This window comes from Kineococcus lubricus (assembly GCF_050871965.1).
Taxonomy (GTDB): Bacteria; Actinomycetota; Actinomycetes; order Actinomycetales; family Kineococcaceae; genus Kineococcus.
The window spans coordinates 140,103-157,010 of record NZ_JBJLSK010000003.1 but is presented as its reverse complement, the minus strand read 5'-3'; the positions used below and the strand labels follow the sequence as shown (position 1 = coordinate 157,010).

Sequence of the window (16,908 nt, the reverse complement as noted above, 5' to 3'; positions counted from 1 at the left end):
TCCGGCACCATGTCCAGCCCCCTGAACCCACCGACGTCGCTGGTGCAGGACGAGACCGCGCCGGCGGTGTCGGGCTCCCGGCCGCGACGGGTCTCCACGCACTCGGTGCACGCCGTGCGGGCACTGGCCGCCGTGCTCGTCGTCGTCGCCCACCTCACCGGGCCGGTGGGGTTCGAGGGCAAGGTGTTCGGCGGCGGGCCGGGCGCCTTCGGCTGGCTGCGCGAGGCGACCGTCGGCGTGGGGGTCGACGTCTTCCTCGTCCTCAGCGGGTTCTTCCTCGTCCTGACCACGGCCGGGTTGCGGCGGGGGGAGCGCGGCGTCGGCCGGTCGCTGGGGCGCCGCCTCGTCCGCATCCTGCCGCTGTACTGGCTGGCGACGCTGGGCGTCCTGGCCATCACCGTGGTGCTGCCGGGGGAGGTCAACGGGAGCCAGGAGCACGCGCCCGACGTCCTGGCCTCCTTCCTCCTGCTGCCCCAGCCGGGGCTGCCGCTGCTGCTCGTGGGCTGGACGCTGACCCACATCGTGGCGTTCGCCCTGGTGTTCCACCTGGGGTTGCTGACGCGCAGCACGCGCGGGCTGTGGACCGTCCTGACGGTCTGGGCGGTGGTCGTCGCCGCGGTCGACGTGGTGCTGAGGGTGTCCCCGGAGGGCACCGGCGGCCCCGCGCTGGGCACGCTCGGCAGCCTGTTCAACCTCGCGCCGCTGCTGGGCGCGGTGCTGGCTCAGCTGCTGCTGTCGGGCGCCCGCGCCGGCGGCGCCGCGGCCCTGGTGGTGGGGTCGCTGGCGCTGGTGGTCCTGACCGGGCTGCGGCTCGTGCCGGGCCTGCGGGGAGCGGACTGGGTGACCGGGCAGGACTACCGGTTCTTCGGCACGACGCTCGCGGCCTGCGTGTTCCTCTACGGGCTGGTGGTGCTGGAGCAGCGGCGGGGGTGGCGCAGCCCGCGGTTCCTGACGTCGGTGGCGACGTCGTCGTACTCCCTGTACCTGGTGCACGTCCCGCTGCTGGGCGCGGCGGCCGTCGTGGTGGCGAGGTTCGGGCTGCCCGACGCCGTGCCGGCGCGCGTGCTGTTCGTCCTGCTCACCCTGGCGGCGTGCCTGGGGTTCGCGCACCTGGTGAACCGCTGGGTGGAGGTGCCCGTGACGCGCTGGATCAGCGACCGCACCGGGCTCAGTCGGCGGGAGCCTCGGCCCGCTCGATGACCTCGCGCAGGGCGGCGACGAGGCGGTGGGCCTCGGGCAGGGACAGCTGGGCGATGTCGCCGATGAACACGCGCGGGCCGAAGCGGCGCAGCACGGTCTGACCGGCCTCGGCGTAGGCGAGGTCGGTCGACTCCAGCCGCACGGGGCAGGGGCGTTCGGCCCCCTCGTCGCCCTCGAGGGGGACGACGCGGGCCTCGTAGCTGTGCAGCCAGCCGCCTTCGACCTCCAGGCCGCGCGACGCCCAGCGGGGGGCGTCCCAGCGGATGACCTGGACCGAGTCGTCGGCCACCTGCGCGGGGGTGGCCGCGGGGGTGTGCTGCTCGTCCATCGACGCTCCACAACTGACTAGTAGGTGTTCACCGGGTGCTGCTGAAAGTGAGTGTTTGACTGCACAGAGTTGCGGGGTCAGCCTGCCAGACCTCGTCCGATCTCGCTGGGTGTTCGGAAGAACACCCTCAGTCGATCATGTGGTGGGCGAGTCGTCGCCCGGGAGTGGTCCGCACCGCACGAGGTTGCCCCGGGGTTCACCCCGGCGGCACCATCGGAGCGTGCTCCCACCGCTGGTCGTGCTCGACCCGTTCTGGCCGAGCCGGCGCGCGTACCTCTTCGACGGGCTGTGCCGGCGCCCCTGACGCCGCCCGCACCCACCCGACGACACCACCCGAGGACGCACCGTGAGCACCGAGAGCACCGAGAACAACGCTGCCCCCGCCGTCGACCCGGCCACCTGGAGCTTCGAGACCCTCCAGGTCCACGCCGGCCAGACCCCCGACCCGACCACGGGCGCGCGGGCGCTGCCCATCTACCAGACCACCAGCTACGCCTTCCGCGACACCGACCACGCCGCGGCCCTCTTCGGCCTCACCGAGCTCGGCAACATCTACACGCGGATCATGAACCCGACGCAGGACACCGTCGAGCAGCGCATCGCCGCCCTCGAGGGCGGCGTCGGGGCCCTGCTCGTCGCCTCCGGCCAGGCCGCCGAGACCCTCGCGATCCTCAACATCGCCTCCGCCGGCGACCACGTCGTGTCCAGCCCCCGGCTCTACGGCGGCACGTACAACCTGTTCCACCACACCCTGCCCAAGATGGGCATCACCGTGTCCTTCGTCGACGACCCCGACGACGCCGCCTCCTGGGCCGCGGCCGTGCGCCCCGAGACGAAGCTCTTCTACGGCGAGACCATCTCCAACCCCGCCGGTGACGTCCTCGACATCGAGACCGTCGCGGGCGTGGCCCACGAGCACGGCGTCCCGCTGGTCGTCGACAACACCATCGCCACGCCCTACCTGGTCCGCCCCTTCGAGCACGGCGCCGACGTCGTCGTGCACTCCGCGACGAAGTACCTCGGCGGGCACGGCACGTCCGTCGCCGGCGTCGTCGTCGACTCCGGCCGGTTCGACTGGGCCGCCTCGGGCCGCTTCCCCGGCCTGACCGCGCCCGACCCCAGCTACCACGGCGTCGTGTTCACCGAGGCCGTCGGGCCGCTCGCCTACCTCATCAAGCTGCGCGTGCAGCTGCTGCGCGACCTCGGCCCCGCCGTCGCCCCCTTCAACGCCTTCCTCATCGCCCAGGGCCTGGAGACGCTGTCGCTGCGCATGGAGCGGCACGTCCAGAACGCCGGCGAGGTCGCCCGCTTCCTCGCCGGGCGCGACGACGTCCTGAGCGTCAACTGGGCCTCGCTGCCCGGCTCGCCCTGGCACGCCCAGGCGCGCAAGTACGCGCCCAAGGGGTCCGGCGCCGTCCTGGCCTTCGAGATCGCCGGCGGCCTCGCCGCCGGCAAGGCGTTCGTCGACGCCCTCACCCTGCACAGCCACGTCGCGAACATCGGGGACGTGCGCTCCCTCGTCGTGCACCCGGCCTCCACCACCCACAGCCAGCTCACCCCGGCCGAGCAGCTCGCCTCCGGCGTCACCCCCGGCCTGGTCCGCCTCGCCGTCGGGATCGAGCACCTCGACGACGTCCTGGCCGACCTGCGCGTCGGGTTCGCCGCGGCGGCCGCGGCCCGCTGAGCCGCGCGCGTCAGGGACACTGGGTCGTCGAGCAGGGGGTCGAGCGGGAGTGGTGGTCGTCGACGTGGTGGGACTCACCGAGGGGGTTCCCGGGCAGGTCGCGCGCGCCTTCGCGCCGTCGGCCCCGCCGGCCTCCGGCGGCTGGCGCGAGGGCGACCCGGTCGGGCGCCGGCGCTTCGCCGACGTCGGGGACCTGCCGCTGCAGCTCGGCGGGGTCCTGCCGCAGGTCCGGCTCGCCTACGAGACGTGGGGCACCCTCGCCGCGGACGGCTCCAACGCCGTCCTCGTCGAGCACGCCCTGACCGGCGACACCCACGTCACCGGCGACGCCGGGCCCGGGCACCCCACGCCCGGGTGGTGGTCCGAGCTCGTCGGCCCCGGCCGCGCCCTGGACACCGACGAGTGGTTCGTCGTCGCCGCGAACGTCCTCGGCGGCTGCCAGGGGTCCACCGGCCCCTCCTCGACCCGCCCCGGCACCGGCCGGCCCTGGGGCTCGGCCTTCCCCCGCCTCACCGTCGCCGACCAGGTCGCCGCCGAGGCGCGCCTGGCCGACGCCCTCGGCATCCGGCGCTTCGCGGCCGTCCTGGGCGGGTCCATGGGCGGGATGCGGTCGCTGGAGTGGGCCGCGGCGCACCCCGACCGCGTGGGCGCCTCGCTCGTGCTGGCCTCCGCGGCCGCGGCCAGCGCCGACCAGATCGGCGGCCAGAGCGCCCAGATCACCGCCGTCGTGTCCGACCCCGGCTGGCGCGGCGGCGACTACCACTCCGCCCCCGACGGCCAGGGCCCGCACACCGGCCTGGGCCTGGCCCGCCGCCTGGCCCACCTGTCGTACCGGACGGCGGCCGAGCTCGACGCCCGCTTCGGCCGCGCCCCGCAGTTCGGCGAGGACCCGCTGGCCCCCACCGCACCGGGCCGGTACGCCGTGCAGAGCTACCTCGACCACCACGCCGACAAGCTCGTCCGCCGCTTCGACGCCGGCTCCTACGTCGCCCTGACCGACGCCATGAACACCTGGGACGTCGGCCTCGGGCGCGGCGGCACCGAGGCCGCGCTCGCGGCGATCACGACGCCGCTGGTCGTCGTGGCCGTCGACTCCGACCGGCTGTACCCGGTGGCCGACTCCCAGCGCATCGCCGACGCCGCGCCCGCCGTCGTCGGCGGGGTGCGCGTGGTGACCTCCACCTCCGGTCACGACGGGTTCCTCCTGGAGGTCGACCAGATCGCCCCCCTGGTCCGGGAGACGCTGGCCCTGGGCCGCCGCTGACCCGCCGCCCGGGGGAACCGCGACGGCGACCGGGGACAGCCGGTGCGGCTGTCCCCGGTCGCCGTGGGCGGTGAGGGGTCAGGCGGGGACGCGGTCGGTCTCCCGCACGTCGGCGGTCTTCGCCGAGTCCATCGACGTCTCGTCGAACGGGCGGTTCCCGGCGAGGACCGCGGTGAGCTGCTCGCGGTCCAGCGTCCGGCTCCACGTCGCGATGACGAGGGTGCCGACCGTGTTGCCGATGAAGTTCGTCACCGCGCGCGCCTCGGACATGAACCGGTCGATGCCGACGATGAGGCCCACCCCGTCCAGCAGGGCGGGTTTGTGCGAGGCCAGCCCGCCGGCCAGCGTCGCCAGCCCGGCGCCGGAGACCCCGGCGGCGCCCTTGGAGGCGATGACCATGAACACCAGCAGCGAGACCTGCTCACCGACCGACAGCGGGTCGCCCAGGGAGTTGGCGATGAACAGCGACGCCATCGTCAGGTAGATCGCGGTGCCGTCGAGGTTGAAGGAGTACCCCGTCGGGACGGTGATGCCGACCGTGGACTTCGAGACGCCGGCGTGCTCCATCTTGGCGATGAGGCGGGGCAGCGCGGTCTCCGAGCTCGAGGTCGAGACGATCAGCAGGATCTCGCGGGCCACGTACTTCAGGACCTTGAACAGCGAGATCCTCGCGACGAACCGCAGCAGCAGGCCCAGGACGACGAAGATGAACAGCGCGCAGGTCACGTAGAACCCGATCATGACGATCGCGAGCGCCTTCAGCGCGTCCGCGCCGGTCTCCCCGACCACGGCGGCGATGGCGCCGAAGGCGCCGATCGGCGCGGCCCACATGACCATCGCCAGGACCTTGAAGACGATCTTCTTGAGGCCCTCGATCGCCCGCAGGGCGGCCTGCCCGGTCTCCCCGAGACCCTGGATCGCGAACCCGACGAGGAGCGCGACGAACAGGGCCTCGAGCACCGACCCGTCGGTGAGGGAGGAGAAGAGGGAGTTCGGGATGATGCCGAGCAGGAAGTCGACGGTGCCGCCGCTCTCGTGCGCCTTCTCGGCGAGCTCGGCGCCCTGACCGCGCAGGTCGTCGGTCAGCTGCAGGTTCGTCCTGGGCAGCAGGTTGCCCACGACGAGGCCGATGACGAGCGCGAACCCGCTCATCACGAGGAAGTACAGCAGCGCCGTCCCGCCGACCCGGCCGACCTGCGCGGCCTGCCGCACCGACCCGATGCCCAGGACGATGGTGCAGAAGATGACCGGCGCGATCATCATCTTCACCAGGGCCACGAAACCCGTCCCCAGCGGTTTGAGCTCCTTGCCCAGGTCCGGGGCGAGCAGGCCGACGGCGATGCCGGCGGCCACCGCGACGATGACGGCGATGTACAGGAAGTGGGTGCGGTCGCGCTTCTTGCCGACCTGCGGGGCGGGGGAAGCGGAGTTCTGAGCGCCTGTGCTCATGGGACCCTCTCGGTGACGTCCGGGGACTGCTGGCTGGAGGACTGGGGTGATGGTGCTCACACGACCGCGGGCCGGTCGTGCTTCCGGTCGTTTCGTTCACGTCCCCGCGTCCGGCGGGGGGACCGGGCGCCGTCGCCGGCACTGGACGCTGGCCTCCCGCGTCCTGGTGCTCCAGCTGCTCGTCGTCGGCGTCGTGCTGGTGGGCGCGACGGCCGCGCTCGCCTGGCAGGTGCGGGTCGACACCCGCCGCGACGCCGCGACGGAGGTCACCGACGTCGCCGCCGCCGTCGCGCAGGCCCCCGACGTCCGCGACGGCCTCGCCGACCCCGCGAGCGCGGACCGGGCCGGCATCCAGGAGCACGTGGAGGGCGTCCGCCGGGCGACCGGCGTGTACTTCATCACCGTCATGGACCGCGACAAGGTCCGCTGGACGCACCCCGACCCCCGCCGCGTCGGGCAGACGTTCGTCGGCAACGCCGACGCCGCGCTGGCCGGGGGCGAGGTCGTCGAGACGTACACCGGCACCCTCGGCCCGTCGGTGCGGGCCGTGCTGCCGGTGCGCGGACCCGACGGCGCGGTCGTCGGCGCGGTCGCGGCGGGGGTCGCGACGCGGTCGGTCACCCAGGACCTGCTGGCCCGGCTGCCCGTCCTCGCCCTGGCCCTCACGCTCGCGTTCGCGCTGTCCCTCCTCGGCAGCTGGGCGCTGTCGCGGTGGGTCCGCCGCCGCACCCACGGCCTCGAGCCGGCCGACCTGACGCGGCTGTGGGAGGTCAACGACGCCGTCCTGCACTCGCTGCGCGAGGGCCTCGTCGTGCTCGACCCGGCCGGGCGGGTGCAGGTCGCCAACGACGAGGCGCGGCGCCTGCTGCCCACGGACGGCGACGGCCAGCTCGACCTCGGCCCGGCGCTGCGCCGGCTCCTGGAGGCGGGGGAGGACGTCGTCGACGACGTGCAGGTCACCGACGACCGGGTCCTGGTCGTCAGCCGGCTCGACGCGCACTGGGAGGGCCGCCGCGTCGGGACGGTCGTCACCCTGCGCGACCACACGGAGCTGCAAGCCCTCACGCGCGACCTGGACGCCGTCCGCGCGCTGGCCGAGGCGCTGCGCTCGCAGGCCCACGAGTCGGCCAACCGGCTGCACGTCGTCGTGACGCTCGTCGAGCAGGGGCAGCCGGACCGGGCGGTGGAGTTCGCCACCGCGGAACTGGTCGCGGCGCAGCAGCTCACCGACCTCGTCGTGGCCGACGTGGCGGACCCGGCCGTGGCGGCGCTGCTGATCGGCAAGTCCGCCCAGGCCGCCGAGCGGGGCGTCGAGCTGGAGGTCGAACCCGACACCGCCCTGGCCGAGGGCCTGCTGCCGGCCCGCGACCTCGTGACCGTCGTCGGCAACCTCGTCGACAACGCGGTCGAGGCGGCGCTCGACGCCCCCGGCCCGCGCTGGGTCCGGGTGCGCATCACCGCGCCGGCCGGCCGCGTCGAGGTGCGCGTCACCGACTCCGGCGAGGGGCTGCCCGCGGGCTGGCTGGACCGGGCGATGGAGCGCGGCTGGTCGCGCAAGGAGCACCGGCTGTCCCCCGGGGGCGCGCACGGGCTCGGGCTCGCGCTGGTGGGGCAGGTCGTCCGGCGGCACGGTGGGACGGTGCGCGTGGAGGAACCCGTGACGCTCGACGACGGCGGCGGCACGATCGTGGTCGACCTGCCGGTGCGGCCGTGATCCGCGTCCTGGTCGTCGAGGACGACCCGCTGCTGGCGGCCGGGCACGCCGAGCAGGTCGCCCGGGTCCCGGGTTTCGCGGTCGCGGCCGTCGTGAACTCCGGGCGCGAGGCGCTGGCCGCGGTCGGGGCCGCCGGCGCGGACACCCCCGTCGACCTCGTGCTGCTCGACATGACGCTGCCCGACGTCGACGGCCTGCAGGTGCTGCGGGCGCTGCGGGCCGCGGCCGTGCCCGCCGACGTCATCGCGGTGACGGCGGCGCGCGACCCGGCCGTGGTGCGGCAGTCGCTGTCGATGGGGGTCGTGCAGTACCTGCTGAAACCCTTCACGGCGGCGGCGCTGGAGGAGCGGCTGCGCGCCTACGCCCGGTTCCGGGCGGACGTCGCGGCGGCGTCGGGGGAGTTCGGGATCGACCAGCAGGCCATCGACGAGGCGCTCTCGCAGTTGCGGACCGCGAGCGGGCCGGCGCGCGGAGTGGCGGCCCCCACGCTGCACGCCGTCGTCGTCGCCCTGCGCGAAGCGCCTGCGGGGCAGGGGCTCTCAGCGGCGGAGGCGGCGGCCGCGACGGGGTTGTCGAGGGTCTCGGCCCGCCGCTACCTCGAGCACCTCACCACCGCGGGCCGCGCCCGGCGCGAACCCCGCTACGGGGGCTCGGGCCGCCCGGAACTGGCGTACCACCCGACCGCCGCGTTGTGAGGCCGGCGGCCCGCCGAGATCGACTCCCCTCCGGTCGATCTCGGCGATCGGGCACCGCCGCGGCGTCCGGGGGACCGACCGCGATCGTACCGACCGCCTCAGCTCCGGTCGCGGGCCCCGGCCAGCCACTGCGCGGCGCGGTCCACCGGGACCGGCGGCGTCGCGGCGAGCCGGGCGGGCGGGACGGGACGGCCGAACAACCAGCCCTGCGCCAGCGTGCAGCCCATCCCGGTCAGCAGGTCGGCCTGCTCCTGCGTCTCGACCCCCTCGGCGACGACCTGCAACCCCAGCGCGCGGGCCAGCGACAGCAGCGCCTGCAGCATCCCCGCCCGGCGCGGTGACGTGGTGATGTCGGCCACGAAGACGTTGTCGAGCTTGAGGTAGTCCGCCGGCAGCGTGTCGAGGCGGCTGAACGCGGAGTACCCCGTCCCGAAGTCGTCGATGGCGACCGCGACGCCGCGCGCGCGGAGCTCCTCCAGCGCCGCGAGCGCCTGCGCGGAGGAGCCGTCGACGAGGCTCTCGGTGACCTCCACGACGAGCAGGTCGGTGGGCCAGCCGGTGGCGCGCAGGATCTCCTGCACGCGGTCGGGGTAGTCCCCGGACGTCAGCTCGCGGCCGGAGACGTTCACGGTCAGCAGCAGGTCGCGCCCCCACGCGTCGCGGACCTCGCGGGCACCGCGGCAGGCGTCGGCCAGGACCGCCAGGCCCAGCTCGGCGATGAGCCCGCTGGTCTCGGCGGCGGGGATGAACTCGACGGGGGGCACGACGTGCCCGTCGGGGCGCACCCAGCGGGCCAGGGCCTCGAAGCCGACGACCTCACCGCCCGGCCCGCCGGGGCCGCCGGCCAGGGACACCAGGGGCTGGAACCAGGCCCGCACGTGCCCGCGGCCCAGGGCGTCGGCGAGGTCGCGGATGGTGTCGGCGGAGGTGTCGTCGTGCAGGCGGGACCGGCCGCGGCCGGCGGCCTTGGCGGCGTACAGGGCGGTGTCGGCGTGCCGCAGCAGGTCGGCGGCGGCGTGCCCGGGGCGCAGCTCGGCGACCCCGGCCGACAGCGCGGCGGCGGTCACGGCCTCGCGCAGGCGCTCGACGACGGCCTGCGCCTGCGTCCCGGTGCGGCCGGGCAGCAGGACGGCGAACTCGTCGCCGCCGAAGCGGGCCAGGACGGCGCCGGCGGGCAGCGCCGGGGCGGCCTGGTCGGCGATGGCCCGCAGCAGCTGGTCGCCCGCGGCGTGCCCGCCGCGGTCGTTGACGGTCTTGAAGTGGTCGACGTCCAGGAGCGCGGCCGACAGCAGGGTGCCGGCCCGTTCGGCGGTGACGACGGCGGCCTCGACGGCGTCGTCGAAGCCGCGGCGGTTGCACAGCCCGGTGAGGCTGTCGCGGCTGGCGGTGGAGGCGCGCTGCACGAGGGCGCCGACGACGTAGGTCAGGGCCGCGCCGACGAGGGCGAGGGTGACCAGGGCGCCGGCGGGGACGTCCCGCACGGTCAGGGCGGTGCCCGCGGCGGCGGCGACGCTCGCCAGGTGCGCGGCGGCCTGGCGGCGGCCGAAGAAGTAGACGACGTCGACGACGATGAAGGCGTAGAGGGCGCCGACGGTCAGGGCGGTGGTCGCCGAGGGCGTCAGCAGCACCGCGGCGGTGATCAGGGCCGTGCCCAGGCCCACGACGGCGTGGTACCCGGCGGGGCGCACCCGGTGCCCGAACGCCAGCATGGCCGCCCCGGTCGCGGCGGCCGCCGCCCCGATCCCGAGCAGGCCCAGCCCCCGGGCGTCGAGGACGACGTCGGTCCCGAGGACGACGGCCGGCGAGGTCAGCCCGCCGGCCACCAGGAAGACCCCCATCGCGGCAGCGGTGGACCGCGAGGCGGTGACGGCGGGCGGCGCGGGGGGCACTCCGTCCTTCTCGGCGCGTCGGGCCCTCCGCTCGAGGGGGTGTCGCCCGTTCGCCCGCGCCCGCCGCGGGAGCGCCCACTAGGGTGCGGGGCGTGGCAGCAGCGGAGCGCATCACCGACCGGATCGTGGGACACGGCGAGGGGCCCTGCTGGTCCCCGACCTGGGGAGGGCTGCGGTTCGTCGACCTCTACGAGGGTGACGTCGTGACGCTGGCCCCGGACGGGTCGACCAGCCGCCGGCACTACGGCGAGGTCGTCGCGATCACCCGCCCGCGGGTGGGCGGGGGCGCCGTGGTGGCCGTCGAGCGCGGGATCGTCCTGGAGGACGCCTCGGGGGAGCTGGTGCCGCTGCCGGAGCTGTGGGGGCCCGAGGCCGGCCTGCGCATGAACGAGGGCGGGTGCGACCCCGACGGCCGCTTCTACGCCGGGAACATGGCCTACGACCAGGCCGACGGCAAGGGCACGGGCCGGGCCACGGTCTTCCGCCTCGACCCCGACGGCACGACGACGCCGGTGGTGGAGGGCGTGACGATCTCCAACGGCCTGGGCTGGAGCCCGGACGGGACGCTGGCGTACTACAACGACACCCCGACGGGGAAGACCGACGTCTTCGACTACTCCCGCGAGGGCGGCCTGACGAACCGGCGCACGTTCGCGCAGGTGAACGACGAGTCGGGCCGCAACCGGCCCGACGGGCTGACCGTCGACGCCGAGGGCGGCGTGTGGACGGCCCTGTTCGGCGGCTCGGCGGTCCGCCGCTACGCCCCGGACGGCACGCTCGACGCGGTGGTGGAGGTCGGCGCCCGGCAGGTCACGGCGTGCACCTTCGGCGGCGAGGACTGCTCGGAGCTGTTCATCACGACCTCGCGCGAGGGGCTCGCGGACGACGACGACCCGGCCGCGGGGAGCGTCTTCCGGTACGTGCCGGGGGTCAGGGGCCTGCCGGCGCTGCCGTTCGCGGGCTGAGGCCGGGCGGCTCGACGGGGCAGCTCACCGGGACGACCGAGCGCAGGGACGCGGCGACGACGAGGTCGCCGCTCCAGGTGACGTCGGCGCACTCCCCGGCGCGCACCCCGGCCAGCCGCAGGTGGTCGACGTGCCCGCGGTCGAGGCAGACGTCGTGGCCGGCGGTGCGCAGGCAGACCTCCTGCGCCCCGGCGCGGGTGACGCGCCCGGCGGCGGTGGTCGACGTCGGCTGGTGCAGCAGGACGGCCCCCGCGAGGACGAGCAGGACCGCCGCGACGACGGCGGGCAGCGCGCGGGTGGGCACGTGGTCCCGTCGGCCGGTCGGCGTCCCGCCTTGAGCGCGGGGGACCTCGGCCCGCCGGTCCCGGCCGGGGTCAGACGGTGTCGCGGACGGGCGGTTCGGGGGCGGGCGAGCCGCCGTCGGTGCGGCCCTCGGCCTCGTCGCGCAGCCGCTGCGCGAACTCCTCGGCCATCATCAGCCGGTCGCGCAGCTTCTCGACGCGGGCCTCGGCGGCCTGCCGGAACTCGTCGAGCTTGGCGAACAGCTCCTCGCGCGGGGTGTCGGAGGCGACGCGGCCGTCGAGGGCGTCCAGGACGGACAGCAGCTCGCGCATCTCGTCCAGGGAGAAGTCCAGCGGCTTCATCCGCTTCAGGACGAGGAGGCGGTAGACGTCCATCTCGGTGTAGAGGCGGAAGCCGCCGGGGGTCCGCTGGGTCGGGGAGACCAGACCCATCTCGTCGTAGTAGCGGATGGTGCGGAAGCTGTACCCGACCCGCTCGACGACCTCGCCGATCTGCATGAGTCCGGACATCGATCTCCCCTGCTCGTGACCCTCGTGCGAGGGGCGGTCGTCGTCGCGACGACGGTCGATCGTAACGGCCGGGGCGCGCGGCGACGGCACCCCGCGGGAGGTGTTCGCCCGTTCGCCCCGGCGCGCCGGGCCGGGGAGGGTGGTTCCGGGGCGGGGTGACGGATGGCTAGTCTGCACGCTGTGACGCGACTGGTTACTCCGGGTGATGGCCGTGCGTGAGCGCACCACCCGCCGCACGCTGCTGCTGGCGCTCGCGGCGTCCGTCCCGCTGACCGCCCTCGCCGGCGCCCTGGCCGGCACCGCCGCCGCCGACCCCACCCCCAGCCAGGACGAGGTCGACGCCGCCCGGCGCGCCGCCGACGCCACCGCCGCCCGGGTCGACGCGCTCCAGGCGCAGCTGAACGCCGAGCAGACCCGCCTCGAGGCCGCCCGCACCGCGCTGTCCGTCGCCGCCGAGGACTACGACGAGGCCCGCGCCCTGCTGGCGCGGCGCGCCGCCGAGTCCACCGCCGCCGCCACCGCCGCCGAGGAGGCCGCCGCCGCCCACGAACGGGCCCGCGTCGCCCTCGGCCGCCTCGCCGCCGAGCAGTACCGCGGCACCTCCGGCGACTACGCACCGCTGGCGACCGTCCTGGCCTCCGGCTCCGTCCAGGACTACGTCGACGGCCGCGCCACCCTCGACCACCTCACCGCCGGCCGCGCCGACGTCCAGCGCGAGGCCGCCGCCGCGAAGGCGCGCGCCGCGGACACCGCCGCCCGCTCCGCCGCCGCCGCGCAGGCCCAGCAGGACGCCACCACCGCCGCCGAGACCGCCCGCGCCGCCGCCCAGCGCGCCGCAGACGACGCCGACGCCGTGGTCACCCGCACCCAGCGGCAGAGCGACGACCTCGTCGCGCAGCTCGCGCAGCTGCAGCGGACGTCCGTCGCGCTCGAGCAGCAGCGGCAGGCCGGGCTCGCGGCCGAGCGCGAGGCCGCCGCCGCCGCGGCCGCCCGCGCCGCCGCGCAGCGCGCGTCCACGCCGGCCGGACCGTCCCCGGCCGGGTCGTCCGTGCGCCGGGCCGCCGGCCCCACCGCGGGCGCCGACACCGCCGTCGACTTCGCCCTCGCCCAGCGCGGCAAGCCGTACCTGTGGGCCGGCGACGGCCCCGACCGCTTCGACTGCTCGGGCCTGACGATGCGCGCCTGGGAGGCGGCCGGCGTCGCGCTGCCGCACTCCTCGCGCCTGCAGTACTCCGGCCAGGCCAAGGTCGCGCTGGCCGACCTCGCCGCGGGGGACCTGGTGTTCTACGCCACCGACCCCTCGAACCCCTCGACGATCCACCACGTCGGGATGGTCGTCTCGGCGGGCACGATGGTCGAGGCCCCGCACACCGGCGCGACCGTGCGGACCAGCTCGATCTACCGCTCCGGGCTCCTGCCGTTCGGGACCCGGCCCGCCTGAGCCCCGCGGCGCTGCGGAGCGGCGGGGTCAGGTTCGGATCGTTGGCCCTTCGCTGCCGATCATCGGGAGCGAGGGGCCAACGATCCGGACCCGCGCCTCAGTGGCCGGACGCGCCCAGCTCGTACGAGGTGCCCTTGGCGCGCTCGAAGCTCGCGTGGATCTCCTTCTCCGCCTCCTCGCGACCGGCCCAGTTCGCGCCCTCGACGCTCTTGCCGGGCTCCAGGTCCTTGTACGTCTCGAAGAAGTGCTGGATCTCCAGGCGGTCGAAGTCGCTGATGTCGGCCAGGTCCTGGATCTTGTCCCAGCGCGGGTCGCCCGCGGGGACGGCGAGGATCTTGTCGTCGCCGCCGGCCTCGTCGCGCATGTGGAACAGCCCGATGGCGCGGCACGTGATGAGGCACCCGGGGAACGTCGGCTCCTCCAGGATCACGAGGACGTCCAGCGGGTCCCCGTCCTCGCCCAGCGTGCCCTCGATGAACCCGTAGTCGTGCGGGTACCGGGTGGAGGTGAACAGCATGCGGTCCAGGCGGATCCGCCCGGACTCGTGGTCCACCTCGTACTTGTTCCGCTGACCCTTGGGGATCTCGATGGTCGCGTCGAACTCGACTGGGGTGCTCACGGGACTCCTCATCTCGGCGCCGTCGGAACCGCGCTGTCGGAAGGCCGGCCGGAGGCTCCCGGCCGACGGACCGCGCTAGTGTCGCGCAGACGAGGCCCGCCGAACGAACCGGGCTGCACCCGCCCGTGACAGGGCGTAGCCGCAGGGACGGGGGAGCACCAGCGTGCGCAGGGCCGCGACCGTGATCGCCACCGCCGCCACCGCCCTCGTCCTCGCCGGCGGGTACGCCGGGCTCGACGCCGTCGACGCCGTCCCCGGGCCCCTCACCACCACCCCCGCGCCGACCGCGACCCCGCTGCCGACGGCCCCCGGCGCCGCCGCCGCCGGCACCGCCGCCCCCGTCCTGCCCGCCCTCGACGCCGCCGCCCCCGCGCCCGACCCCGCCGTCCTCGGCCGCACTGTCGGCCCGCTGCTGGCCGACCCCGCGCTCGGCGCGTCCGTGTCGGCCCAGGTCGTCGACGCCCTCAGCGGGGACGTCCTGCTCTCCTCGGCCGCCGACGTGCCCCGCACCCCCGCCTCCACGACGAAGGTCCTCACCGCCGTCGCCGCGCTCCGGGCCCTGGGCGAGACCACCCGCGCCACCACCCGCGTCGTCGACGGCGCCACCCCCGACGAGGTCGTCCTCGTCGCCGGCGGCGACGTGCTGCTCGCCGCCGGTGCCGGGGACCCCGACGCCGTCGACGGCCACGCCGGGCTCGGCGACCTCGCGGCCCGCACCGCCGACGCCCTGCGCGCCGCCGGCCGCACCACCGTCGCCGTCCGCCTCGACGACGCCTCCTTCACCGGCCCGGCCACCTCACCGGGCTGGGGCGCCGGCGACGTCGGCTCCGGGTTCGTCATGCCCGTCGCGCCGCTGGCCGTCGACGAGGGCCGCCTCGCCGAGGGGGAGACCGCCCCCCGCGCCGCCGACCCCGCCCTCGGCGCCGCCCTCGTGTTCGTCCAGCACCTCACCGACGCCGGCATCACCGTCCTGGACCCCGGCGGCGGGCCCGTCGTGCGCACCCCCGCCCAGGCCGGCGCCCGCGAGCTCGCCGCCGTCGAGTCCGCCACCACGGCCGAGCAGGTCGAGCTCATGCTCACCACCAGCGACAACACCCTGGCCGAGGTGCTCGCCCGGCGCGTGGCGCTCGCCACCGACCGCCCCGGCACCTTCGACGACGCCTCCCGCGCCGTCGTCGACCAGGTCGCGGCCCTCGGCGTCGACGTCGCCGGCGTGAGCCTGCAGGGCGGCAGCGGCCTGGGCCGCGACACCCGGATCCCCGCCCGCGCCCTCACCGCCGTCCTGGCCCTGGTCGCCTCCGGGGACCACCCCGAGCTCGGGGCCGTCGCCGCGGGCCTGCCCGTCGCCGGGGTCAACGGCACCCTGCACGACCGCTACGACGAGCCCGACTCCCTGGCCGCGGCCGGTGTCGTCCGCGCCAAGACGGGCACCCTGACCGGCGTCAGCAGCCTCGCCGGGTTCCTGCGCGACGCCGACGGGCGGCTGCTCGCCTTCGCCGTCGTGTCGGACGCCGTGGCCCCCGGCGGGTCGGCCTCGGCCCGCCGCGCCCAGGACCGGTTCGCGACCGCGCTGGCGGCCTGCGGCTGCCGGTGACCTCACCGGTGACCACGCCGGGTGCCGGTCCGCGTACCGTGCGGGCATGCGTGCACCGGGGGACGAGACCGAGGCGGTCGCGGGGGGTGTCGCCGGCGGGGGCCCGGGCGACCTGCCCGCCGAGGGGACCGGGCAGGGGGTGGGGCGCGCCGTCGGCGAGCTCGTCGACTTCGACCTCGCCGCCTCCGTGGCCGCGAAGCTGGTCAAGGCCGGCCCGAAGCTGGGCCGCGACGAGATCGACGACGTCGTCGCCGAGCTGCGCCTGGCCGCCGCCGAGGCCGCCGGGCCCGTCGCGGCGACCGCGCACCTGAGCTCACCGGTCCCGATGCCCCCGGCCCTCGTCGTCGACCGCGCGTCCTGGGCCCAGGCCAACGTCGACGCCTTCCGGACCCTGCTCGGGCCCGTCGTCGTCCCGGCCCGCCCCGGGGCCGGCGCCCCGGGCCGCGCCGGGCTGGCCGTCGACCGCGCCACCACCGCCGTCGGCCGCCGCACCACCGGCGCCGAGCTCGGCAGCCTGCTGTCGTTCCTGTCCAGCCGCGTCCTGGGGCAGTTCGACGTCTTCGCCGGCGTCGACGACGGCACCCCAGGCCGGTTGCTGCTCGTCGCCCCCAACGTCGTCCAGGTCGAGCGCGACCTCGGCGTCGACCCCCACGACTTCCGCCGCTGGGTGTGCCTGCACGAGGAGGCCCACCGCCTGCAGTTCGGCGCGAACCCGTGGCTGCGCCGCTGGGTCACCGACGAGGCCCGGGGCCTGTCCACCGAGCTGCTCGGCCAGCCCCGCGACCTGTCCGAACGCCTCTCCGGCGCCCTGCGGTCCCTGCCCGACGTGCTGCGCGGCACCGCCGAGGGCAGCGGCGTCGGCCTGGCCGACCTGCTGCAGACCCCCGGCCAGCGCGAGCGCGTCGCCCGCCTCGTCGCCGTCATGTCGCTGCTGGAGGGGCACGCCGACGTCGTCATGGACGACGTCGGCCCGAAGGTCGTTCCGTCGGTGAAGACCATCCGCGCCCGCTTCACCCAGCGCCGCGGCCGCGGCCGGTCCTCCCTGGACCAGGTGCTGCGCCGGCTGCTGGGCCTGGACGCCAAGACCCGGCAGTACGCCGACGGCGCGAAGTTCGTGCGCGCCGTCGTCGCCGCGGTCGGCTGGGACGGCCTGAACGTCGTCTGGACCGCCCCCGAGCACCTGCCGCTGCCCGCCGAGATCGCCGACCCGGACGCCTGGGTCGCCCGCGTCCACCGCTGACGTGGGCGGGCCGC

At 76.0% G+C, this 16,908-nt stretch carries 15 protein-coding genes; 9 read left to right on the top strand and 6 right to left on the bottom strand.

Annotated features, from left to right (window positions below; all coding sequences use genetic code 11):
• Positions 1-9 precede the first annotated feature (9 nt).
• Entirely contained in the window at positions 10-1,200 is a 1,191-nt protein-coding gene (locus tag ACRYRX_RS03405; RefSeq protein WP_432510399.1) for an acyltransferase family protein, read from the top strand.
• On the opposite strand, the gene ACRYRX_RS03400 is transcribed toward ACRYRX_RS03405, so the two are convergent.
• Positions 1,169-1,528, bottom strand: coding sequence for a hypothetical protein (locus tag ACRYRX_RS03400; protein ID WP_432510398.1), 360 nt, complete (start codon positions 1,526-1,528; stop codon positions 1,169-1,171). The genes ACRYRX_RS03405 and ACRYRX_RS03400 overlap by 32 nt on opposite strands.
• Before the next feature lie 346 nt (positions 1,529-1,874).
• On the opposite strand from ACRYRX_RS03400, the gene ACRYRX_RS03395 reads away from it, so the two are divergent.
• Together ACRYRX_RS03395 and metX are read left to right on the top strand one after the other, a co-directional pair.
• Positions 1,875-3,212, top strand: coding sequence for a bifunctional o-acetylhomoserine/o-acetylserine sulfhydrylase (locus ACRYRX_RS03395; RefSeq protein WP_432510397.1), 1,338 nt, complete (start codon positions 1,875-1,877; stop codon positions 3,210-3,212).
• Between the two features lie 67 nt (positions 3,213-3,279).
• Entirely contained in the window at positions 3,280-4,476 is a 1,197-nt protein-coding gene (metX, locus tag ACRYRX_RS03390) for a homoserine O-acetyltransferase MetX (protein WP_432510473.1), read from the top strand.
• Between the two features lie 78 nt (positions 4,477-4,554).
• On the opposite strand, the gene ACRYRX_RS03385 is transcribed toward metX, so the two are convergent.
• On the bottom strand, positions 4,555-5,925 hold the full coding sequence (locus ACRYRX_RS03385; RefSeq protein ID WP_432510396.1) for a cation:dicarboxylate symporter family transporter: 1,371 nt from the start codon (positions 5,923-5,925) through the stop codon (positions 4,555-4,557).
• Positions 5,926-6,091: 166 nt separating this feature from the next.
• On the opposite strand from ACRYRX_RS03385, the gene ACRYRX_RS03380 reads away from it, so the two are divergent.
• Both ACRYRX_RS03380 and ACRYRX_RS03375 read left to right on the top strand, forming a co-directional pair.
• A complete protein-coding gene (locus tag ACRYRX_RS03380) occupies positions 6,092-7,639 on the top strand; it encodes a sensor histidine kinase (RefSeq protein ID WP_432510395.1) in 1,548 nt (515 codons plus the stop codon).
• Positions 7,636-8,334, top strand: a complete 699-nt coding sequence (locus ACRYRX_RS03375) for a response regulator (protein ID WP_432510394.1) — start codon at positions 7,636-7,638, stop codon at positions 8,332-8,334. The genes ACRYRX_RS03380 and ACRYRX_RS03375 overlap by 4 nt, the downstream gene beginning before the upstream one ends.
• A 98-nt stretch (positions 8,335-8,432) precedes the next feature.
• Here the strand turns inward: ACRYRX_RS03375 and ACRYRX_RS03370 are convergent, their stop codons facing one another.
• A complete protein-coding gene (locus ACRYRX_RS03370) occupies positions 8,433-10,223 on the bottom strand; it encodes a putative bifunctional diguanylate cyclase/phosphodiesterase (protein WP_432510393.1) in 1,791 nt (596 codons plus the stop codon).
• 92 nt (positions 10,224-10,315) lie between these two features.
• On the opposite strand from ACRYRX_RS03370, the gene ACRYRX_RS03365 reads away from it, so the two are divergent.
• A complete protein-coding gene (locus ACRYRX_RS03365) occupies positions 10,316-11,188 on the top strand; it encodes an SMP-30/gluconolactonase/LRE family protein (RefSeq protein WP_432510392.1) in 873 nt (290 codons plus the stop codon).
• Here the strand turns inward: ACRYRX_RS03365 and ACRYRX_RS03360 are convergent.
• Both ACRYRX_RS03360 and ACRYRX_RS03355 read right to left on the bottom strand, forming a co-directional pair.
• A complete protein-coding gene (locus tag ACRYRX_RS03360; RefSeq protein ID WP_432510391.1) occupies positions 11,154-11,492 on the bottom strand; it encodes a hypothetical protein in 339 nt (112 codons plus the stop codon). The genes ACRYRX_RS03365 and ACRYRX_RS03360 overlap by 35 nt on opposite strands.
• Before the next feature lie 70 nt (positions 11,493-11,562).
• Positions 11,563-12,000: a MerR family transcriptional regulator gene (locus ACRYRX_RS03355; protein ID WP_432510390.1), complete on the bottom strand. Its 438-nt coding sequence runs from the start codon at positions 11,998-12,000 to the stop codon at positions 11,563-11,565.
• Positions 12,001-12,211: 211 nt separating this feature from the next.
• On the opposite strand from ACRYRX_RS03355, the gene ACRYRX_RS03350 reads away from it, so the two are divergent.
• A complete protein-coding gene (locus tag ACRYRX_RS03350; RefSeq protein ID WP_432510389.1) occupies positions 12,212-13,441 on the top strand; it encodes a C40 family peptidase in 1,230 nt (409 codons plus the stop codon).
• Between the two features lie 97 nt (positions 13,442-13,538).
• On the opposite strand, the gene ACRYRX_RS03345 is transcribed toward ACRYRX_RS03350, so the two are convergent.
• Positions 13,539-14,072 (bottom strand): inorganic diphosphatase, encoded by a 534-nt coding sequence (locus ACRYRX_RS03345; protein WP_432510388.1) that lies wholly within the window; start codon positions 14,070-14,072, stop codon positions 13,539-13,541.
• Between the two features lie 151 nt (positions 14,073-14,223).
• On the opposite strand from ACRYRX_RS03345, the gene dacB reads away from it, so the two are divergent.
• Positions 14,224-15,654, top strand: a complete 1,431-nt coding sequence (gene dacB, locus ACRYRX_RS03340; RefSeq protein WP_432510387.1) for a D-alanyl-D-alanine carboxypeptidase/D-alanyl-D-alanine endopeptidase — start codon at positions 14,224-14,226, stop codon at positions 15,652-15,654.
• Positions 15,655-15,700: 46 nt separating this feature from the next.
• The gene (locus tag ACRYRX_RS03335) at positions 15,701-16,894 is read left to right on the top strand and encodes a zinc-dependent metalloprotease (protein WP_432510386.1); all 1,194 of its coding nucleotides are present in this window, start codon (positions 15,701-15,703) and stop codon (positions 16,892-16,894) included.
• Positions 16,895-16,908: the final 14 nt, after the last annotated feature.